Consider the following 17,477-nt stretch of genomic DNA (forward strand, 5'->3'; position numbering starts at 1 on the left):
TCTCAACGAGCGGCGCCGTCAAGGCGCGTGTGTTCGGTGATCAGCTCGCGCTCGCGCGGGTCACGCACGGCGTCCGAGACACGCTGTGACTCGCCCTGAATGACGCGCTCGTGCAGCATCGGCACCGCGGCATCGGTTTTCAGGATGGCGGCCTCGGCGTCGATGATCGCCTGGCGGCGCTCGGGGCCGGTCGGCAGGTCAGCAGCGCGGGCCAGCGCTTCATCGACGGCCGGGTCGCAGAGCTGGGCGATGTTGAAGGAGCCCTCGCAGGCGAAGTCGCTGTACATGTAGGCGACCGGATCACCCGAGTCGAGCATGGTCGCGCGCGACAGAATAAAGGCGTCGAACTGACCGGAGAGCATGTCGGACTCGATGTGGGCGTACTGGCGAACCTCCTGATGAACGTCAAAACCGGCCGCCTCGAGCTGCTGCTCCAGCAGCACCGCCACTTCCGGCAGCTCGGCCCGGTCGGTAAAGGTGCCCAGCGTAATGTCGGCGCCATCCGGGTCGGCGGCATCGGCACGTCCCTCGATCGGCGAGCGCAGACCGTCGGCCCAGGCCAGCGCCGGGCCCAGCAGACCCTTCGCCTCATCGGCGCGCCCTTCGTAGACTGTTCTCACGATGGCCGCCCGATCGAGTGCCTCACGGGCAGCAGCGCGCAGCGCCGGGTCCTGGAACGGGCCCTTGTCGGTATTGAGATAGAGCGTGTTGGTGCGCGGCATCGGTACCTCATGCACCAGTTCCGGGTCGACCAGCGCGACCTGGGAGACCGGCACGGCCTCGACCACGTCGGCGGTGCCGGTGCGCAGCGCTGCGGCACGGGCGGTGCCGTCGGGCACGTAGTCGGCATCGATGCCGGCAAGCTCGGCGCGCTCGCCCCAGTAGTCGTCATACCGATCCAGCCGGGCGCTCTGGGTGCCGTTGATCTCCTTCAACACGAACGGTCCGGTACCGGCCTCGATCGGGTTGACCCGGCCATCCTCGCCGTAGGCCTTTTCGGCCATGATCGCCAGCTGCGGGCTGGAAAGGCGATTGGGCACCAGCGGGTCGGACGTTTCGGTCTGCACCCGCACGGCGCTGTCGCCGTCGGCCTCAATGGTCATTTTAACGCCATCGAGAATGCGCGGGCGCGGTACGGCGTTGGTGGCCGCCGTCAGCGACTTGACCACCTGCTCGACGGTGAGCGGCGTGCCGTCATGAAAGGTCACATCATCACGAATTTCGAAGCGCCAGGTGCGCTCGTCGAGCTGTTCCCAGTCGGTGGCGAGAAACGGCTGCGGGTCACTGTCATCGTCAAGACGAATCAGGGTCTCGGCGGTGCGCCAGCGCGACAGCTTGAAGGCGTCATCGGTCAGCGGATTGAGCCCCGAGCGCGGCGGCTGCAGCATGGCCACGCGGACACGGTCGTCACCGTCATCAGCGCGACTATCTTCCTCGGAGGCCTCCTCCTGCTGACAGCCGGTGAGCAGGGCCAGTGACAGCGCCATGGCGGGCAGATAAAACGCGTGACGAAGGATCAAGACGGATCTCCTGGGCAGTCGGTATCAAGAAACGGGATAAAGAGCGGTCGCAGGCGTCGCCGGCATCATCGACGTGATGTCGTGATCCAGATGCGCGGCGTGCACCAGCGCTTTGGTGTGCTCATGCGCGGGGGCTTCAAACAGCGCCGCCGTGGGGCGGTCCTCGATGATGGCGCCGTCGTGCAAAATGAGCGTGCGCTCGCACAGGCGCGGCATGACGGCAAGATCATGGGAGATGATCACAAAGGCCGTGCCATCCAGGCGGCTCATGTCGTCAAAGAGCTGCATGACCCGGGCGCGCACCGGCAGATCCAGCCCGCTGAGCGGCTCATCGGCCAGCAGCAGTCGCGGGCGCAGGGCCACGGCGCGGGCGATCGCCACGCGCTGAGCCTGACCGCCGGACAGCGCGCCGGGGCGATGGCTTAGAAATTTCCGATCCAGCCCCACCCGGTCGAGCGCCTCATCGATGCGCCTGGTGTGATTGCCTTCAACGCTTAAGCGCACCAGCGGCTCACGGATCAGATCGCGCACGCTCATGCGCGGGTCGAGCGAGGCGGCCGGGTCCTGGGGGATGTACTGCACCAGCCGGCGATACCAGCGCAGGGCGCGTACCGAGGCCGGGCGCACGGCCCGCCCCTGACAGGTGATCGACCCGGCATCGGCGCCTTTCAGCGCCAGCAGCAGGTTCAACAGCGTGGTCTTGCCGGCCCCGGAAACGCCGGCCAGGCCGATGCGCTCGCCGGCCTGAATCGACAGGTGGATATCGCGCAGGATCGTGCGGGCCTGTCGCGCGCGCCAGAACGCCAGGCTCGGCGGGTGAAGATGCTTGTAGAGCCCGTTGGCACACAACAGCGGCACCGGGGCGTCGTCGGAATCTACGCCGTGCACAAAAGCCCCTCGCGGGCATCGAAGTCGGGGGCAAAGGGCGGCCGGCCCGGGGCGCTGTCGTGCAGCGCGCGTACCAGCTGGCGCGTAAAACGGTGCTGCGGGTTGGCGATGATGTGGGTCAGCGTATTGCTCTCGACCAGCCGGCCCTCATCGATGATGACCGCGCGCTCGCACAGCCGGCAGGCCGCGCCGATATCGTGGGAGATAAACAAAAGCGCCGGGGTATCCGCCGTGCCGGTGCACTCGCGCAAAAGCTTTAACACCTCATTCTGAGTCAGCACATCCAGCGCGGTGGTGGGCTCATCGGCAACGATCAGTGCCGGTTTGCAGGCCAGTGCCAGCGCCATGCAGATGCGCTGGCGCTGGCCGCCGGAGAGCTCGGCCGACGAGCGCTTGAGAATCTCTTCGACGTGGGCCATCTGCATGCCGCGCAGCAGGGTCACGACCGCCTCGTCGGCGGCCCTGCGGGAGAGGCCGTGAAAGCGCATGAAGGGCTCGCGCAGCTGCGTGCCGACGCTGACCAGCGGGTTGAGCGCCGAGTGGGTGTCCTGAAACACCATCCCCGAGCGCGACTGCACCGGGCGGCGGGTGGCGCGGATATCGGCCACTTCCACACCGTTGATGCACACGCTGCCATCGACATGCACCGAGTGCGGCGACAGCCCCAGAATGGCGCCGGCCGTCAGCGACTTGCCCGACCCCGACGGCCCCAGCAGGCAGACCCGCTCACCGGCGGCAACGTGAAAGCACAGGTCGCTCACCACCGGCTGGCCATCCACCCGGATACACAGCTCATTGACCTTTAGCACGTCATTTCCCGACATGTTCAACGCACGCCTCTGACCGTCTGGATGGCTCTATATTTGATAAGTTATATCATAACAATCAAGGCATTGTATTGTGATTTCCTTAAGCCTTTAGAAGGGCTTGCCGGCCTTGCAAGGGGCGGCAAAAAGCGACCCTGAAAGCTCAATGTGCCCCTGCTAATGTTGAAAGGGCACAGTGACATCAAACCCGCGGCAACACCGGCAGGAGGCGACATGCAGATTCAGCTCAAGCGCATTTATGATCCAGTCGACCAACATGACGGCCATCGGGTGCTGATCGACGGCATGTGGCCGCGGGGCGTGGCCAAAAAGGACGCTCACATCGATGACTGGTATCGCGACATCGCGCCCTCGAAGGATCTTCTCAAGTGGTTCGGCCACGACCGCGACCGCTGGGAGGGCTTTTATGACGCCTACCGCAAGGAGCTGCGCGAGGGGGACTCAACGCTTCCCCAGACCCTGCGCGAGCACGCCCAAAAGGAAGGGCTGACGCTGCTTTATGCCGCAAAGGACGAGGAGTGCAACAACGCCGTGGTGCTCAGGGATTTTCTCAAGCACACCCGCTAGAGGGTAACCGCCGACCCGAATGGGCGTTCGAAGTGTCGGCCGCCCTCGTCTACGCTGCACAAACACGCACTGGAGACAGGGAGCTGTCATGCCGATTGTTCAAAGACTTGAAGACGTCACGCGCACCATGATCGAGGATGCCAAAGCCGCTACCGACACCGGGCCGGATGCCGAGCCGGGCGGCCATGAGCACAGCAACAACCCGGTGGCGGATCTGGGCATGTCGCTGAAGCCGCACATCGATCAGGGCATGTCGATTCAGGAAGTGGCCGACCGTATCGGTGCCTCGACCGACCTGGTCGATCGCTGCATCAGCCACCCGATCGTCACCCAGCTTGATGAGGGCAAGGACGGGCGCTGAGCGCTCGCTTTCCTTTCCGATCCGAGATGCATCAATGCCTGCCCGCGCGTCAGGCATTTTTTTTGACGGCAGTTCGGGCCGCAGGTCGCTGGTCCGCTCGGGCCACCCCTGCCGTTAGCGCCAGTCCGGCAAAGAGGATGACGGCGTACTGAGGGGAGAGCATCTCCATCAGCGCGCCGAAGATTGGTGCCCCGGCCGTCTGACCGATCGCAATGGTCAGAAAGCCGATCATCAGTCCGGTCGCCGGACGCTGTGATAGCGCCTCGACACCCCACACCAGATAGACCCCGGTAATCATGATATAGGCCAGGCCGAACAACACACCGCCGCTCAGGGCCAGCGCCGGCGTGGTGCCTTCCATGCCGACCATCACGATGCCGCCTGCCATGGCGATCAGAAAGACGCGATGCACCCGGTCCACGCCAAAGCGGGCCACCAGAGAGCCTGCCAGCGCCCCCACCATGCCCGCCGCACCGATGGCGATCCAGAGCAGTCCGGCGCCGGTACTGCCCCAGTCCAGCCGCAGCGACACCAGCTGCCCGCCAAAGGACCACAGCGCGGTGCTGGAAGCACCCATCAAAAAGGCAGCGACAATCAGATGTTTGAGCGGGCCGTTGAGGGCAGGCAGGCCGCCGGCGGTTTTCCGGTCGCGACCGGGATCGTTCGGCACGCACAAGGCAGCGGCGATCGCCAGCACCACGGCGGCGGCGGCAAAACCTGCAAACGCCAGTCGCCATTGATCGCCCATCATCAGCGCCACGGGCCCGGACATCACCACGCCCGCCCCGGTGCCGGCGTTGATGACCGTATTGGTCGCACCCTGACGCTCGGGGCGAACCGCGGCCGCCACAGCGGCCGCCATGGGCGGTGAGGCCAGCCCCGTGCTGGCGCCGGCCAGCATGACCGCCGCGGCCAGCCAGGGCGCCGAGGGGGCCAGCGCCATGCCGGCCATGCCCACTGCGGCTACCAGCGCCGCGCCGACAGCCACGATCCGGGCGCTGAGCCGTTCGGTCAGCCAGGCCGACAAGGTAATGGCAAGGCAGTAGCCCAGAAAGGCCCCGCCCGAGATCAGCCCGCTGAGGGTGGAGGAGAGCGAGAGATCGGCATCAATCTGCGGCAGAAAGAGCCCGAAAGCGAAGCGGGCAAAGCCGTAACACACGGCAATCAGACCGAAGCCGGTCGCCCCCAGCGCCAGGGCCGGGCTCATGAGCCCGCTCCCGCCATCAGCGAGGCCGCCGCCTGTCGGGCGGCGACGACCGCCTGCTCGCCGCGATAGACCGCAGCGGCGGTGGCCCCCTCGAAGAGCACGATGATCTGCTCGACCAGCATCGGATCATCGCGCCCGGTTTCACCCTCGACCAGCACGGCGATACGCTCCGCAACCCGCGCCTTGTGCGCCAGTACCGCATCCACGATCTCCGGTGTATCGCCGCCGGTCTCACCCAGCGCCCGCAAAAAGAGGCAGCCGCGCGCGCCCTCTACCCGCACCCAGTCCTCCAGCGCCTTGAACAGCGCATCGATACTCTCCACCTCCAGCCGCCGCGCAAAACGCTTGTCGCGTTCGCCAAGTACCCGGGCGATCAGTGCGTTCTTGCTGCCGGCGTGCTTGTAGAGGGTGCGGCTTGAGATGCCCGCGCCCTGAGTGAGTTTGTCCATGCCGGTGGCAGTGAAGCCGTGGCGGTCGAAGAGTGCTTCTGATGCTGTCACGAGCTTGTCCATGATGGTCATGTTGACGCCTCTCTGGAGTGAAACCACACCTTCAATGTAAAACGATCGGTTTACACTGTCAATGTAATGACACGGCTTATTGAAATGCCTTGCTCCATTACAGGGAGGTCGTGGGGCGGCGGGTGCTAGAATCAGCGTCAAACCAGACAACACAACGACAACAACACCATCACCATTTGCAGGGGAACAACATGACATCACGCAGGACGCTGCTGCTGGCACTGGCAGGCGCCGTGGCCACGGGGCCGGCTTATGGCGAGCAGACCGGGACGACGAATGCCGTGGAGACCATGGTGGTCAGCGCGCCGCGCCTGGCCCGCGAGCTCTATGACACACCGGCGGCGGTCTCGACCGTCGAGCGCGAGAGCATCCAGCGCGGCCAGCAGCGCGTGCGGCTGGATGAAACGCTCGGCCAGGTGCCGGGCGTGTTTATCCAGAACCGCGACAACTTCGCCCAGGGCCAGCGCATCGCGATCCGCGGCTTCGGCGCCCGGGCGCCCTTTGGCGTGCGCGGCATTACCATTTTGATGGACGGCATCCCCTATACGCTGCCGGACGGCCAGGCCCAGGTCGATGCGATCGATCTCGACAGCGCCGAGAGCATCGAGGTGATCCGCGGACCGTCGTCGGTGCTCTACGGCAACGCCGCCGGCGGGGTGATCTCGGTGACCACTGCCGACGGCCGCGACAACCCCGGCACGCGCCTGCGCGTGGAAGGTGGCAGCGACGGCTACAAAAAAGCCTCCCTACAGACCGGCGGCGCCAACGGCGACTGGTCGCATCACGTCAGCCTTTCGGCGCTCAACCAGGACGGCTACCGCGACCACAGCTCGGTGGAGAAGTATCTGCTCAACGCCAAATTGCGCCGCGAGCTTGACGATGACCGCGCGCTGACCGCCATCGTCAACCTGCTCGACAACCCGCGCTCCGAGGACCCGGGCGGCCTGACTCGCGAACAGGTCGGTGAAAATCGTCGTGGTACAGCAAACTCAAACTTTTATTCCCCAACCCGTATAGATTCCGGTCAGGAAGTCGATCAGCAGGTGCTGGGGCTTCAGTACGAGGATCTCTCTGCCGGACCGGGCGAGCTCTATCTCAAGGGCTTCTACACCTGGCGCAATTTCGAGCAGCAGCTTCCTTATGTCGGTGACGACAATTTTCTTGGTTATGATCGTAACTATTACGGTGCCAGTGCCGAGTACCATCAGACGCTGAGCCTGGGCGAGATGCCGCTACGCTACGTGGCCGGCATCGATATCGCGCGCCAGGAAGATGATCGTTACCGCTACGGCTCAGACGTAGACGGCAATCGGTTGGCCAAATCTGAAGACGAGACCCAGACCGCCACCTCGACCGGGGTGTTTGTGCAGGGTGATCTGGATCTGACCGATCAGTGGACCGCCTCGTTGGGCGCGCGCTATGACCGCGTCAGGCTCAAGATCGACGATGACTTCACTGACAGCGACGATAACAGTGGTGATCGCGAATTCAACGAGTGGAGCGGCTCCGCGGGCTTAAGCTATCGCTATCTGCCCGACCACCAGGCCTATGTGAACACCGGCACCTCATTTGAGACACCGACCTTCTCCGAATTTGCCAACCCCGCCGGAGGCGGCGGCTTCAATTCAAGCGTCGAGCCGCAGAAGGCGTGGAACCGCGAGCTCGGTCTGCGCGGCCACTTCAGCAACGGTCTGGACTACGACGTGGCGCTGTTCTCGGTGCGGGTGCGCGACGAGCTGGTGCCCTACACCCTGGACGGTGATAACGACCGAACCTTCTATCAAAACGCCGGCGACACCGACCGTGACGGTCTGGAAGCGGCGCTGGGCTGGCAGATCGATGAGACCTGGCGGCTGGACAGCGCGCTGACGCTGGCCCACTACCGCTTCGACAGCTTCGAAGACGACGAAGGGCGCTATGACAGCAACCGCATTCCCGGCCTGCCGGAGCAGACCTGGGTCAACTGGCTCACCTGGGAGGGGCGGGATCAGCGCTTTGCCACGCTCGAGACGCAGTACATCGGCGACATGGTGGCCGACAACGCCAACGACGTGGACGTCGACAGCTACTGGCTGATCAACCTGCGCGCGGGAGAGGGCTGGCAGCTCAACGGTGACAGCCGACTCAACCTCTACGCCGGCATTCGCAACCTGTTTGATCGCGAGCACTTCGCCAATACCCGCATCAACGCCAGCAACGCCCGCTACTTCGAGCCGGCACCGGGGCGGACCTTCTATGCCGGGGTCGAGGTCGGATTCTAGACATCAGGTTTTAAAGAAGAGAAGGCCCGCGCTGGCGCGGGCCTGACCCACCACCCCATTAAAGGCGCCGCGAATACTGCCGGGATCAGCGTTCAGGGCTACAGTGTGAGCCACCGTATCTGTCTCACCGGCCAGGAGAGTGCCTTTTATATGAAGAAAGCCAGCCTTTATCCGTTCGCCATTGTCATCGCGCTTGCCGGCTGTAGCGGTGAGGCGCCCGACCGCTCTGACGACGGGCTGGTATTCCAATCCGGCAGCTATACGCACCCCATCGACAGGGACTGCGTCGAGCGCATTGCTCTGGATCATGACGAGGCGTCAAACCCCGCCGTCACGGTCGATCTGATCGACTCGGCCGAGTGCAGTGGCGCGCTCAGGGAATTTACCGAAACCCACGTCGGCGACCAGATGTCGCTTCGATTTGACGATCAGGATCTGGTGCGTGACGCCGATGTGTTCGGCCACCTCAGTGACACCGTTACCACTCGGGTCGACAGCGACGAGCAGGGCCGAGCCATCGTCGAGTATTACCAATAAAAAAAGCCCCCGCCCGACAACGGACGGGGGCCTGATCACCCCTTACGCTGCAGCCCACCACTCCTGACCCGGATCGACCAGCGCCACCACCTGGGCATAGTCATCGCTGGTACCGATGTCCCAGGCCAGTTCTCTGCGATCGATCTCTTCGTCCTCCAGCTTTCCGGTCCAGAACGCCAGGCTTTCGTCATCGGGCGACTGGCCCAGCACGTTGGTATAGAGCGTCTGCACGAACTCGCTGTCGCTGAGCACTTCATCGTCCCCATTGAAACCAGGAGCGTATGGCAGCAAGCCACCCAGGTCCTCCAGCCCAATGCCGCGAAGGCTATAGGTGGCGATGATGCTCTGTGTCTCCGCGTCCGGCCCGCTGCCCAGAAAGGCGCGTGAAACGCCGGAGTATTCTGCCTGGCCGGTGGCAAAAAGGCCCCAGCGAACATCGCTGTCGCTAAAGCCGATCTCCTGAATGTTGATCGCGTGGGTCTGATCGCCATTGCGATCGGTGATCACGGCCCGGCCGCCGTCGAGCATCACGTTGTAGTCATACGTCTGACCGGGCAGCACCAGCACGTCGTGGCCGTAGCCGCCATCGATCATGTTGCTGCCACCGCCGCTGTAGATCACGTTGTCCCCGGCGTTGCCGGCAATGATGTTGTTGCCTTCATGGCCCACCACGGTAGTGTCATCGGTGCCGCGCAGTCGGGCATTTTCCACATTAAACGGCAGGGTCAGGGTGCCGTCACCGCTGTACAGCGCCACATCCAGCCCCGGGGTACCGTGTGACACGTTCAACTCGCTGCTGTCGAGCACCAGCAGCTCGCGCAGGGCGATATCGCTGCGATCATGCGCAATGACGCCGGCGCCGGCATCCAGCTGATCGATGATCTGACGTCCATTGGCGGGGAAGTCGGTGAACACGCCATCGATACCGGTTGAGATCAGCCCGACATACTCCTCCACCGGGGTGCGCAGCGTGCCGTCCGGATGCAGCGCCTGAAAGCTTTCCTCGTTGCGCACGGTGTAGGGCACCACCTCAAGACCCGCGGCGTGGGCGTTGGCCACTAGCGCACTCTGCTTACCGGTTGCCACCTGACTGACCTGCGCCTGGCCGTTGCCGTCCCCATCCACCGGCACCGAGAGCGCACGGGTCGGCAGGATCACGCTTTTTGACGGCCCCAGAATATCGGCGTAGCCCGCCACCGCCATGGCGCCTTCCGGCGTCCACAGATCGCTGTAGGTGGTCTCCGCCGTCACCTTGATATCCAGATCCTTGTAGGCACAGCGGTTGGCGCCGTCATTGTCGCGATTGAGGTTGTACTGGATATCCCAGGGTGTACCGCCCCCGCCAATCAGCTGTACCAGCGGCAGATCGACTCCCGCCGCCGGCATGATGGTCTTGTCCAGCCGCATCAGGTTTTCCACCTCGAACGACTGAATCGACATGCGCGAGGGATCGGTAAAGTCCGCCGCCACCAGGGTATCGATCAAGAGCTGGCTGGTATCGATGTTGATCCGCTCACCGTCAAGCAGAGTGCCTTCCTTCTCGAAGTAGGTCGGGTGCTTGAGCTCGGGGATGATGCCGATCTCACGTCCCGTTTCCGCTTCTACCTGGCGCACCAGCTCAATCATCTCGTCCAGCGTGGCGATCTCGAACTTGTCGTTATAGGCGATGTTGTCGCCGCGAATCTCGGGGATACGCTCGCGCGCGCCCAGCGTCTTGAGCTCGGCCAGCGTGAAGTCTTCGGTAAACCAGCCCGAATATTCGCTTCCGTCGATGCTCTTGGTGGTGTAGCGCTCCGCAAACTCCGGGTGCTCGGCCACATCGGTGGTGTCGTTGAGCAGATTTTCGTGACGCGCGACCAGCACGCCATCTTTAGTGGGCACCAGGTCAGGCTCGATGATATCGGCGCCCTGCTCGATGGCCACGCGGTAGGCCTCCAGCGTGTGCTCGGGGCGATAGCCGCTGGCGCCGCGGTGGGCGACGAGATCGAAATCATCGGCACTAAAATCCGCCAGACGCGCCATATCGATATCAAAGGCGTCACGGGGGGAGGTGGTGAGAAACGGACGATCGAACAAGGGCATGGTGCGAATCCTCAACAAGGAAGTGGGAAAGACCTGCCGGATCGACGCTAGGCGTCGCACATGACCATTCGATGATGTACCGGTATCCCGAGTGTAATAACGGGTAGAAGAAAGGTTGCCGGGGGCGAGGGTTGGGTAATGGCAGTCATGTAGGGGCCATCATCAACAGTGACAAAGCCTTCATTTGGCGTAAAATGAATAAAAACCGCCATATGAACGAAGGAGGCCGCATGGCCATCACCACGATGTCCCATGGGGAGCGTCAGAACATGAGTGCCGCGGCCATGCGCACCTACCCCAATATTGTCAGGGACTGGGGACTGAAGGAGCAGGAAGCCGCACTGCTGCTGGGCGTACCTGATGGCACCTATCGCCGCTGGAAACAGACCCCTGAAAAGGCGCGGCTGGATCAGAGTCAGATGGAGCGGATGTCGCTGATTTTGGGCATCTACAAGGCGCTGCAGATTCTGTTGCCGCGAACGGATGCCGCCGACAGCTGGCTGAGGCGTGCCAACCGCAACCCGCTGTTCTCCGGGCAGGCCCCGTTGGATCGACTGCGCAGCGGCCTGGTGTCCGATCTTTACGTGGTCCGGCAGCACCTGGACGGTGCGAGAGGCGCCGGGCACGCATGAGCTTTCCCCGTACTGCACTACACTGGCAACCCAGCTATCGGGTGGTGCCCTCACGCTTTCCACCCATTGATCTGTTTGAACGCGTGGCCAAACCCGACGACTGGGCACTACTGGCCCAGCTGGAAGGCGAAACCTCTGCGCGGTTGAGAGAACAAGCCGGCGCGATCCACAAGGTGGCGGAAGAAGATCGACGTTACGGACCGGGCTGGACACCCGTCATGGCGGCCTTTTGCCACTTCAGCGGACAGGGCTCACGCTTCAGCGATGGCAGTTTCGGCGTCTATTACTGCGCACTCTCCGAGGCTACAGCGATTGCCGAGACGCGCTATCACATGGAACGGTTCATGAAGGAGTCCGATGAGCCGCCGATGCAGCTCCAGCAGCGCGTGTATCTCTCCGATCTGCAGGGCGAGCTGCATGACCTTCGTAATAACCCTGAGGCAGCGCCACTGTTAAGCCCTGAGAGCTGGCGTGAAGGGCAGGCCTTCGGGGCGCGTCTCCGGGAAGAAGGCGCCGATGGCATCGTCTACCCCAGCGTGAGAGACCCGCAAGGTGAATGCGCAGCGGTACTACGCTCGCCCGTCATGAGCGCGACCCGACAGGGAAGACACCTGGGCTACGAGTGGGACGGCGAGCGGATTCGGCATGTGCTGGAGCTGACGTGGGTGGGGTGAAGAGAGGCCAGGCTCCTCAACATTGAGGCCGTATCAATATTGGAGCCATTGTGGAGAAGACAGAGGAGAGAGTCCCCGATTGAACAAAAACATGGTGCGAATCCTTTACTGATTAAGTAACCAAGGTCCGCCCGCTTGACACTAGAAGCGATAGATAACTGCTGCATAATTGCAAGCAGCTTATAACTTAAACCGATCCTTATGAAAACAATAAAAGATAAAACCTAAAAGCATTATCTCCCCGACTTTTCATAGTGCTTATCAAACTCTTTTAGAATATTAGGGCTGTATAAAACCTTTTTACCGCTATCTGACTTACTAGGATTATAATACCTTTGATGGCAAAGGCTCTCATCACCCTCCATTGATTTTCTTAAATCATGATAAGACTTGTTACATTTAAAATTTGAATACCTTTTCTTAAGACGTGTAGTTAAAACACGAAAGTCCCATGGATATTTTTCGAAGATATGTTCTTCACTTAGCCTTATAGTAGGCGCGCTTGGATCATTGGTTACTAACACAGGTAATCCAGAGGAGCTTTTAGCTTTAAAAAACTTAACGTCGACTTTGATAGCAAGGTTATATTCTCCTAGTGATTCACTATCTTTCTCATATACCTTTTCAGCTGCTTTGATATAGTTTAACAACTTTTTCTCACTTGAGTTTAAAGTTTCTCCGCTTATAGAATCAAAATCTCTAAAAAAAGATAAAAGCATCAAGTAAAAATTATACTTAGAAAGAACATCTCCAAACCACTCTTTAACCAAGTGCAGATAATTCTGAAGAGCAGCAGTACCAATTTCTTGTACTTTAAGAGCCAAGCTCAAGTCATTATTAATAAAATGCACGCTGTTATCACGTATTTCTATAAGCATCTCAAGGTTATCTTTAACAGCTTTATCAATCTTCACACCGTATTCTTCCACAATTATTCGATATGTTTCATGTATACTGACAGACATAGGGTTGCCAGAACGGTTTAACTTCTTAAAACTCCTTTTAGTTTTTTCTTTGTTTTTTCTTACTTTCTTCTCCCAAATATATAGCGATGAAATATTATTAGCCGAAAGCAACAGGACCTTAGCTTTAAGCAATAGCTCCCATGAATTAACACACAGCACCGAAAATGCTTCTTCACGATATTTAAAATCAGGCTTATTATATATTTCCATAGCAGCAAGCATGGCTGATATAGATTTTTCTAGCATCATTCTATTTCTTGATTTCATTACTTGCTCGTCTCAAATCAGAATTATTCTTGGAAGGAGGTTAACTGGACTGAATAAGTAAAGTATTGACAAAATGAAGCGCTTTTTTATCACGATCCCCAAAATATCTTGGTGCATGTTGAGGCAACCAAATTTCATTGAAGTGCCGCTTAAAATCTTCATATAAATCGATAGGATAAAGCTTCGCTTTAACTACTCGTCCATCAGGATAAGCATGTTGGTAAGTTGGAAAAGAATTAGGCTCAATGCCACGTTCATTCCTAAGCCACTTACAGAATATTTTTCCTTCGGATATATCAGGCACCATATCTAAAGAAAGGGTGTATCCAGCTTGCTCAAGCGGAGCAATTAGATTAAGCGTAATTTCATTGAGCATGGAGAAATGAGTGTAAGGAATTTTACCTCTATTTTCTAAGTACCTCTCGATATGAACAGGCATTACAGGTTTAGAATATCCTTGCTGCCATTCTGTAACCCATTGAGAAACTTTTACTGCAAACCTCGGCGAAAGCCATTGAGCAAGATTTATGGCCAGGTAAGGATGAACCCAGGTGCCTTGCAAACTAGAATTCCCTCCGCTAACAACATGAATAAGTTGTTGTTCAGGCAACCCTGTTTGCTTTACCAGTTCAGCAATAAACTCAGCAGTAGATTTTAAAGATTTATAATCCGAATATCTCTTGTCGACAGATTTACAAAGTGCTGTTGCACTGATATACCCGTCCCCGACTCGCTGTGGGATAACGCCACCCTCTTCTATGCGCGGAATCATGGCTATCTGATGCATTCTATTTTTCGACTCATTTGAAATTTATTGAAAATAATTTCTAAATATAGGCCTCCTCAAAGTTGCCTTAATAAGACATTTGTCTTATGCAATTGGTTTTTCCAGCACTCATATCTCCCTACCTAAAAAGAACTTTTCCTCCTAGATGAATTACTTCCTAAAGTCAGCTTTATTATCCAAGTCTTTGAATTTAATATAATTTATACTCGGTGCACTAACTACCCCTAAAGAGGTAGCCCCCGTTCCCCACCCCGCCTGCCTTGACCTGCATCAAAACCACCACCCCCTGCCACGCGCACGCTTGGCCCCATAACTGCGCATCCTGTCGGTGGCGGACAGCCCAATGCGCGATATTCCTGGAGGCCGTGATTATGAAGATTCGCTCACAGGTAGGCATGGTGCTCAATCTCGATAAATGTATCGGGTGTCACACCTGCTCCGTGACCTGCAAAAACGTCTGGACCAGTCGCGAAGGCATGGAATACGCCTGGTTCAACAACGTCGAAACCAAGCCCGGCATCGGGTATCCGAAGGAGTGGGAGAATCAGGACAAGTGGAAGGGCGGCTGGCTGCGCCGCCAGGATGGCGCCATTGAACCCCGCATCGGCGGGCGCTTTCGCGTGCTGGCCAAGCTCTTTGCCAACCCGGAGCTGCCGGCGATCGATGACTACTATGAGCCGTTCGATTTTGACTACCAGCACCTGCACCGCGCCGGTGAAGGCACGCATCAGCCGGTGGCGCGGCCGCGTTCGCTGATCAGCGGCAAGCGCATGCAGAAGATCGAGTGGGGCCCGAACTGGGAGGAGATTCTGGGCACCGAGTTCGAAAAGCGCCGCCGCGACAAGAACTTCGATCGCATTCAGGCCGACATGTACGGTGAATTTGAAAACACCTTCATGATGTATCTTCCACGCCTGTGCGAGCACTGCCTGAACCCGGCGTGCGTGGCGTCCTGCCCGAGCGGGGCGATCTACAAGCGCGAGGAAGACGGCATCGTGCTGATCGATCAGGACAAGTGCCGCGGCTGGCGCATGTGCGTGTCGGGCTGCCCGTACAAGAAGATTTACTACAACTGGAAAAGCGGTAAATCCGAGAAGTGCATCTTCTGCTATCCGCGGATTGAATCCGGCCAGCCGACCATCTGCTCCGAGACCTGTGTGGGCCGTATCCGCTCGCTCGGCGTGCTGCTTTATGACGCCGATCGCATCGAGGAGGTCGCCGCCAGCGCCGATGAGCAGGATCTCTATCATCGCCAGTGCGAGATCTTTCTCGACCCGCATGACCCGGAAGTGATCGCCCAGGCGCGTCGCGACGGCATTGAAGAGAACGTCATCCAGGCCGCCCAGGCATCCCCCGTCTACAAGCTGGCCATCGACTGGCAGCTGGCCCTGCCGCTGCACCCGGAGTACCGCACGCTGCCCATGGTCTGGTACGTGCCGCCGCTCTCGCCGATCCAGTCCGCGTTCGATCAGGGAAACGTGCCGAGTGACGGCGTGCTGCCGGATATCGAGTCGCTGCGCATCCCGGTGCGCTACCTGGCCAACCTGCTCACCGCCGGGGAAGAAGAGCCCGTCATACGCGCCCTCAAGCGGTTGATGGCAATGCGGTTGTACAAGCGCGCCCAGCAGGTCGAAGGCCGCGAGGCCACCGAGGTGCTGGAAGCCGTGGGCCTCACTGCCGCGCAGATCGAGGACATGTATCGCTATCTGGCGCTGGCCGATTTCGAGGACCGCTTCGTGATTCCCTCCACCCATCGCGAACAGGCCCGCGAGGCCTTCCCCGAACGCGGCGGCTGTGGCTTCACGTTCGGTCAGGGCTGCAACGGTGGCGACAGCGCCGGCAGCCTGTTTGGCGGTCGCAAACAGACCTCCACGCTGGTCAAGCCGGTGGTGTCGCACTACGAGCCCGAAGTGGCCCCCTATGACGCCGAGGAGGATCGCCATGCGTAGTCTGATCGTACTGGCACGACTGCTGGATTACCCCACAAAAGCGCTGCAACAGGCCGCCCCCGAAATGACGGCAGTGATCAAGGCCGAGGACCGGCTCACGCCCCTGCGACGGGAAACGCTGGTGGGCTGGATTCGCCGCCTGGCCCAGGCCGATCTGCTCGATCTGCAGGCCGACTATGTGGCGCTTTTCGACAAGGGCCGGGCGACCTCGCTGCTGCTGTTTGAACACGTTCATGGCGAGTCGCGAGACCGCGGCCAGGCGATGGTCGATCTGCTGGCGCAGTATCGCGAGGCCGGCTTCGAGCTGGATGCCCGCGAGCTGCCCGACTATCTACCGCTGTTTCTGGAGTATCTCTCGACCCGGACGGAAGACGAGATTGCCGGCCAGCTCGGCGAGATCGCCCATATTCTGGCCCGCCTGACCGCCCGCCTTGAAGAGCGTGAGGCCGATCAGGCACTGGCCACGGCGTCGCTTCTGGCGCTGATCGGTGCCGAGGACGAGATCACCGAGCATCAGGAGAAGGTGCGCGAAGAAAAGCGTGATGACACCCCGGCCGCGCTGGATGCGGTATGGGAAGAGGAAGCCGTGCGCTTTTCCGCCACCTCCGATCAGGACTGTGCGGTGCAGTCCGCTGCCGGTCAGCGCCGCGCGCAGCAGCGTCAGAGCGCGCGCGAGCAGGCCGAACCCGTCCGTGTCATCGATCCTGCTTCGGCAGTTCACGGTCACTGAGCCCCGGGAGTCACCCTCATGATGGATTACATCCATACCCTGTTGTTCGGCTTCTACCCCTACCTGGCCGGGACGGTCTTTCTGCTGGGCAGCCTGCTGCGCTTTGATCACGGCCAGTACACCTGGAAGACCGGGTCGAGCCAGATGCTGACCAAAAAGCACATGCGCCTGGGGAGCAACCTCTTTCACATCGGCATCATCGTGATCTTCTTCGGCCATCTGGTCGGCCTTCTCACGCCGCACTGGGCCTATGAGTGGGCGATCACGCCTGGCAACAAGCAGATCATGGCGATCCTCGTCGGCGGTCTGGCCGGTGTGCTGTGTCTGGTCGGCGGCATGATCCTGCTCTATCGGCGCCTGTTTGACCCGCGCGTGCGGGCAAGCTCGAGCACTGCGGATATCGTGATTCTGGCGCTTCTGATGGTGCAGGTGACACTGGGGCTTTTCACCATCATTGCCGCCGTCGACCATCTCGATGGCAGTGTCATGCTGCCGCTGGCCGAGTGGGCGCAGTCGATCGTGTTTTTCCGCTCGGGCGCCGCCAGCCATCTGATGGATGTGGGCCTGATCTACAAGCTGCACATCGTGGTGGGCCTGACCATCGTGATGATTTTTCCCTTCACCCGCCTGGTCCATGCCTGGAGCGCGCCGTTTGGCTACATCGGCAGGCGCTATCAGCTGGTACGCCGCCGCGCCTGAGGA

The 17,477-nt window shown here is 60.1% G+C and carries 17 protein-coding genes; 9 read left to right on the forward strand and 8 right to left on the reverse strand.

Annotated elements, in window-relative coordinates:
* Positions 1 to 2: 2 nt before the first annotated feature.
* From C8D72_RS09190 to C8D72_RS09200, 3 genes are read right to left on the reverse strand one after another with little or no spacing between them, the layout of a single operon-like run.
* Positions 3 to 1,520: an ABC transporter substrate-binding protein gene (locus C8D72_RS09190; protein ID WP_245955209.1), complete on the reverse strand. Its 1,518-nt coding sequence runs from the start codon at positions 1,518 to 1,520 to the stop codon at positions 3 to 5.
* A gap of 24 nt (positions 1,521 to 1,544) precedes the next feature.
* A complete protein-coding gene (locus C8D72_RS09195; RefSeq protein WP_245955210.1) occupies positions 1,545 to 2,408 on the reverse strand; it encodes an ABC transporter ATP-binding protein in 864 nt (287 codons plus the stop codon).
* The gene (locus C8D72_RS09200; protein WP_245955211.1) at positions 2,396 to 3,217 is read right to left on the reverse strand and encodes an ATP-binding cassette domain-containing protein; all 822 of its coding nucleotides are present in this window, start codon (positions 3,215 to 3,217) and stop codon (positions 2,396 to 2,398) included. Before C8D72_RS09200 ends, C8D72_RS09195 begins: the two co-directional genes overlap by 13 nt.
* A 231-nt stretch (positions 3,218 to 3,448) precedes the next feature.
* Here C8D72_RS09200 and C8D72_RS09205 point away from each other — a divergent pair, with 231 nt between their 5' ends.
* Positions 3,449 to 3,802, forward strand: a complete 354-nt coding sequence (locus C8D72_RS09205; RefSeq protein WP_115854111.1) for a DUF488 domain-containing protein — start codon at positions 3,449 to 3,451, stop codon at positions 3,800 to 3,802.
* A gap of 88 nt (positions 3,803 to 3,890) precedes the next feature.
* Positions 3,891 to 4,163: a hypothetical protein gene (locus C8D72_RS09210; RefSeq protein ID WP_115854112.1), complete on the forward strand. Its 273-nt coding sequence runs from the start codon at positions 3,891 to 3,893 to the stop codon at positions 4,161 to 4,163.
* A gap of 49 nt (positions 4,164 to 4,212) precedes the next feature.
* Here the strand turns inward: C8D72_RS09210 and C8D72_RS09215 are convergent, their stop codons facing one another.
* On the reverse strand, positions 4,213 to 5,370 hold the full coding sequence (locus C8D72_RS09215; RefSeq protein WP_115854113.1) for an MFS transporter: 1,158 nt from the start codon (positions 5,368 to 5,370) through the stop codon (positions 4,213 to 4,215).
* Entirely contained in the window at positions 5,367 to 5,891 is a 525-nt protein-coding gene (locus tag C8D72_RS09220) for a TetR/AcrR family transcriptional regulator (RefSeq protein ID WP_115854114.1), read from the reverse strand. The genes C8D72_RS09215 and C8D72_RS09220 overlap by 4 nt, the downstream gene beginning before the upstream one ends.
* A 191-nt stretch (positions 5,892 to 6,082) precedes the next feature.
* On the opposite strand from C8D72_RS09220, the gene C8D72_RS09225 reads away from it, so the two are divergent.
* Both C8D72_RS09225 and C8D72_RS09230 read left to right on the forward strand, forming a co-directional pair.
* Positions 6,083 to 8,152, forward strand: coding sequence for a TonB-dependent receptor family protein (locus tag C8D72_RS09225; RefSeq protein ID WP_115854115.1), 2,070 nt, complete (start codon positions 6,083 to 6,085; stop codon positions 8,150 to 8,152).
* Positions 8,153 to 8,302: 150 nt separating this feature from the next.
* Entirely contained in the window at positions 8,303 to 8,689 is a 387-nt protein-coding gene (locus C8D72_RS09230) for a hypothetical protein (RefSeq protein WP_115854116.1), read from the forward strand.
* Between the two features lie 42 nt (positions 8,690 to 8,731).
* Here C8D72_RS09230 and C8D72_RS09235 read toward each other — a convergent pair whose 3' ends face one another.
* Positions 8,732 to 10,771 (reverse strand): glycerophosphodiester phosphodiesterase family protein, encoded by a 2,040-nt coding sequence (locus C8D72_RS09235; RefSeq protein WP_115854117.1) that lies wholly within the window; start codon positions 10,769 to 10,771, stop codon positions 8,732 to 8,734.
* Positions 10,772 to 11,001: 230 nt separating this feature from the next.
* Between C8D72_RS09235 and C8D72_RS09240 the strand changes: the two genes are divergently transcribed.
* Together C8D72_RS09240 and C8D72_RS09245 are read left to right on the forward strand one after the other, a co-directional pair.
* Positions 11,002 to 11,403, forward strand: coding sequence for an antitoxin Xre-like helix-turn-helix domain-containing protein (locus C8D72_RS09240; RefSeq protein WP_115854118.1), 402 nt, complete (start codon positions 11,002 to 11,004; stop codon positions 11,401 to 11,403).
* Positions 11,400 to 12,077 carry an RES family NAD+ phosphorylase gene (locus tag C8D72_RS09245; RefSeq protein ID WP_115854119.1) on the forward strand — a complete coding sequence of 226 codons (678 nt, stop codon included), beginning with the start codon at positions 11,400 to 11,402 and terminating at the stop codon, positions 12,075 to 12,077. The genes C8D72_RS09240 and C8D72_RS09245 overlap by 4 nt, the downstream gene beginning before the upstream one ends.
* Positions 12,078 to 12,310: 233 nt before the next feature.
* Here C8D72_RS09245 and C8D72_RS09250 read toward each other — a convergent pair whose 3' ends face one another.
* Both C8D72_RS09250 and C8D72_RS09255 read right to left on the reverse strand, forming a co-directional pair.
* Positions 12,311 to 13,309, reverse strand: coding sequence for a DUF3644 domain-containing protein (locus C8D72_RS09250; RefSeq protein WP_115854120.1), 999 nt, complete (start codon positions 13,307 to 13,309; stop codon positions 12,311 to 12,313).
* Between the two features lie 40 nt (positions 13,310 to 13,349).
* Positions 13,350 to 14,096 carry a KilA-N domain-containing protein gene (locus C8D72_RS09255; RefSeq protein WP_115854121.1) on the reverse strand — a complete coding sequence of 249 codons (747 nt, stop codon included), beginning with the start codon at positions 14,094 to 14,096 and terminating at the stop codon, positions 13,350 to 13,352.
* Positions 14,097 to 14,467: 371 nt separating this feature from the next.
* Between C8D72_RS09255 and narH the strand changes: the two genes are divergently transcribed.
* Genes narH through narI form a run of 3 tightly spaced genes read left to right on the forward strand, consistent with a single transcriptional unit; the run spans position 14,468 to position 17,474 of the window.
* A complete protein-coding gene (gene narH, locus C8D72_RS09260; protein ID WP_115854122.1) occupies positions 14,468 to 16,045 on the forward strand; it encodes a nitrate reductase subunit beta in 1,578 nt (525 codons plus the stop codon).
* Positions 16,038 to 16,775, forward strand: a complete 738-nt coding sequence (narJ, locus tag C8D72_RS09265; protein ID WP_115854123.1) for a nitrate reductase molybdenum cofactor assembly chaperone — start codon at positions 16,038 to 16,040, stop codon at positions 16,773 to 16,775. Before narH ends, narJ begins: the two co-directional genes overlap by 8 nt.
* Positions 16,776 to 16,796: 21 nt before the next feature.
* Positions 16,797 to 17,474 carry a respiratory nitrate reductase subunit gamma gene (gene narI / locus C8D72_RS09270; protein ID WP_115854479.1) on the forward strand — a complete coding sequence of 226 codons (678 nt, stop codon included), beginning with the start codon at positions 16,797 to 16,799 and terminating at the stop codon, positions 17,472 to 17,474.
* The last annotated feature ends 3 nt before the right edge of the window (positions 17,475 to 17,477 follow it).

Origin of the sequence: Kushneria indalinina DSM 14324 (assembly GCF_003385845.1) — a bacterium.
Lineage (GTDB): Bacteria > Pseudomonadota > Gammaproteobacteria > Pseudomonadales > Halomonadaceae > Kushneria > Kushneria indalinina.

Coding starts and splice junctions, on each gene's coding strand:
- C8D72_RS09255 (WP_115854121.1), bottom strand. CDS start 14,096: ATGCATCAGATAGCCATGATTCCGCGCATAGAAGAGGGTGGCGTTATC.
- narJ (WP_115854123.1), top strand. CDS start 16,038: ATGCGTAGTCTGATCGTACTGGCACGACTGCTGGATTACCCCACAAAA.
- C8D72_RS09230 (WP_115854116.1), top strand. CDS start 8,303: ATGAAGAAAGCCAGCCTTTATCCGTTCGCCATTGTCATCGCGCTTGCC.
- C8D72_RS09225 (WP_115854115.1), top strand. CDS start 6,083: ATGACATCACGCAGGACGCTGCTGCTGGCACTGGCAGGCGCCGTGGCC.
- narH (WP_115854122.1), top strand. CDS start 14,468: ATGAAGATTCGCTCACAGGTAGGCATGGTGCTCAATCTCGATAAATGT.
- C8D72_RS09250 (WP_115854120.1), bottom strand. CDS start 13,309: ATGAAATCAAGAAATAGAATGATGCTAGAAAAATCTATATCAGCCATG.
- C8D72_RS09235 (WP_115854117.1), bottom strand. CDS start 10,771: ATGCCCTTGTTCGATCGTCCGTTTCTCACCACCTCCCCCCGTGACGCC.
- C8D72_RS09205 (WP_115854111.1), top strand. CDS start 3,449: ATGCAGATTCAGCTCAAGCGCATTTATGATCCAGTCGACCAACATGAC.
- C8D72_RS09240 (WP_115854118.1), top strand. CDS start 11,002: ATGGCCATCACCACGATGTCCCATGGGGAGCGTCAGAACATGAGTGCC.
- C8D72_RS09210 (WP_115854112.1), top strand. CDS start 3,891: ATGCCGATTGTTCAAAGACTTGAAGACGTCACGCGCACCATGATCGAG.
- C8D72_RS09220 (WP_115854114.1), bottom strand. CDS start 5,891: ATGACCATCATGGACAAGCTCGTGACAGCATCAGAAGCACTCTTCGAC.
- C8D72_RS09215 (WP_115854113.1), bottom strand. CDS start 5,370: ATGAGCCCGGCCCTGGCGCTGGGGGCGACCGGCTTCGGTCTGATTGCC.
- C8D72_RS09245 (WP_115854119.1), top strand. CDS start 11,400: ATGAGCTTTCCCCGTACTGCACTACACTGGCAACCCAGCTATCGGGTG.
- narI (WP_115854479.1), top strand. CDS start 16,797: ATGGATTACATCCATACCCTGTTGTTCGGCTTCTACCCCTACCTGGCC.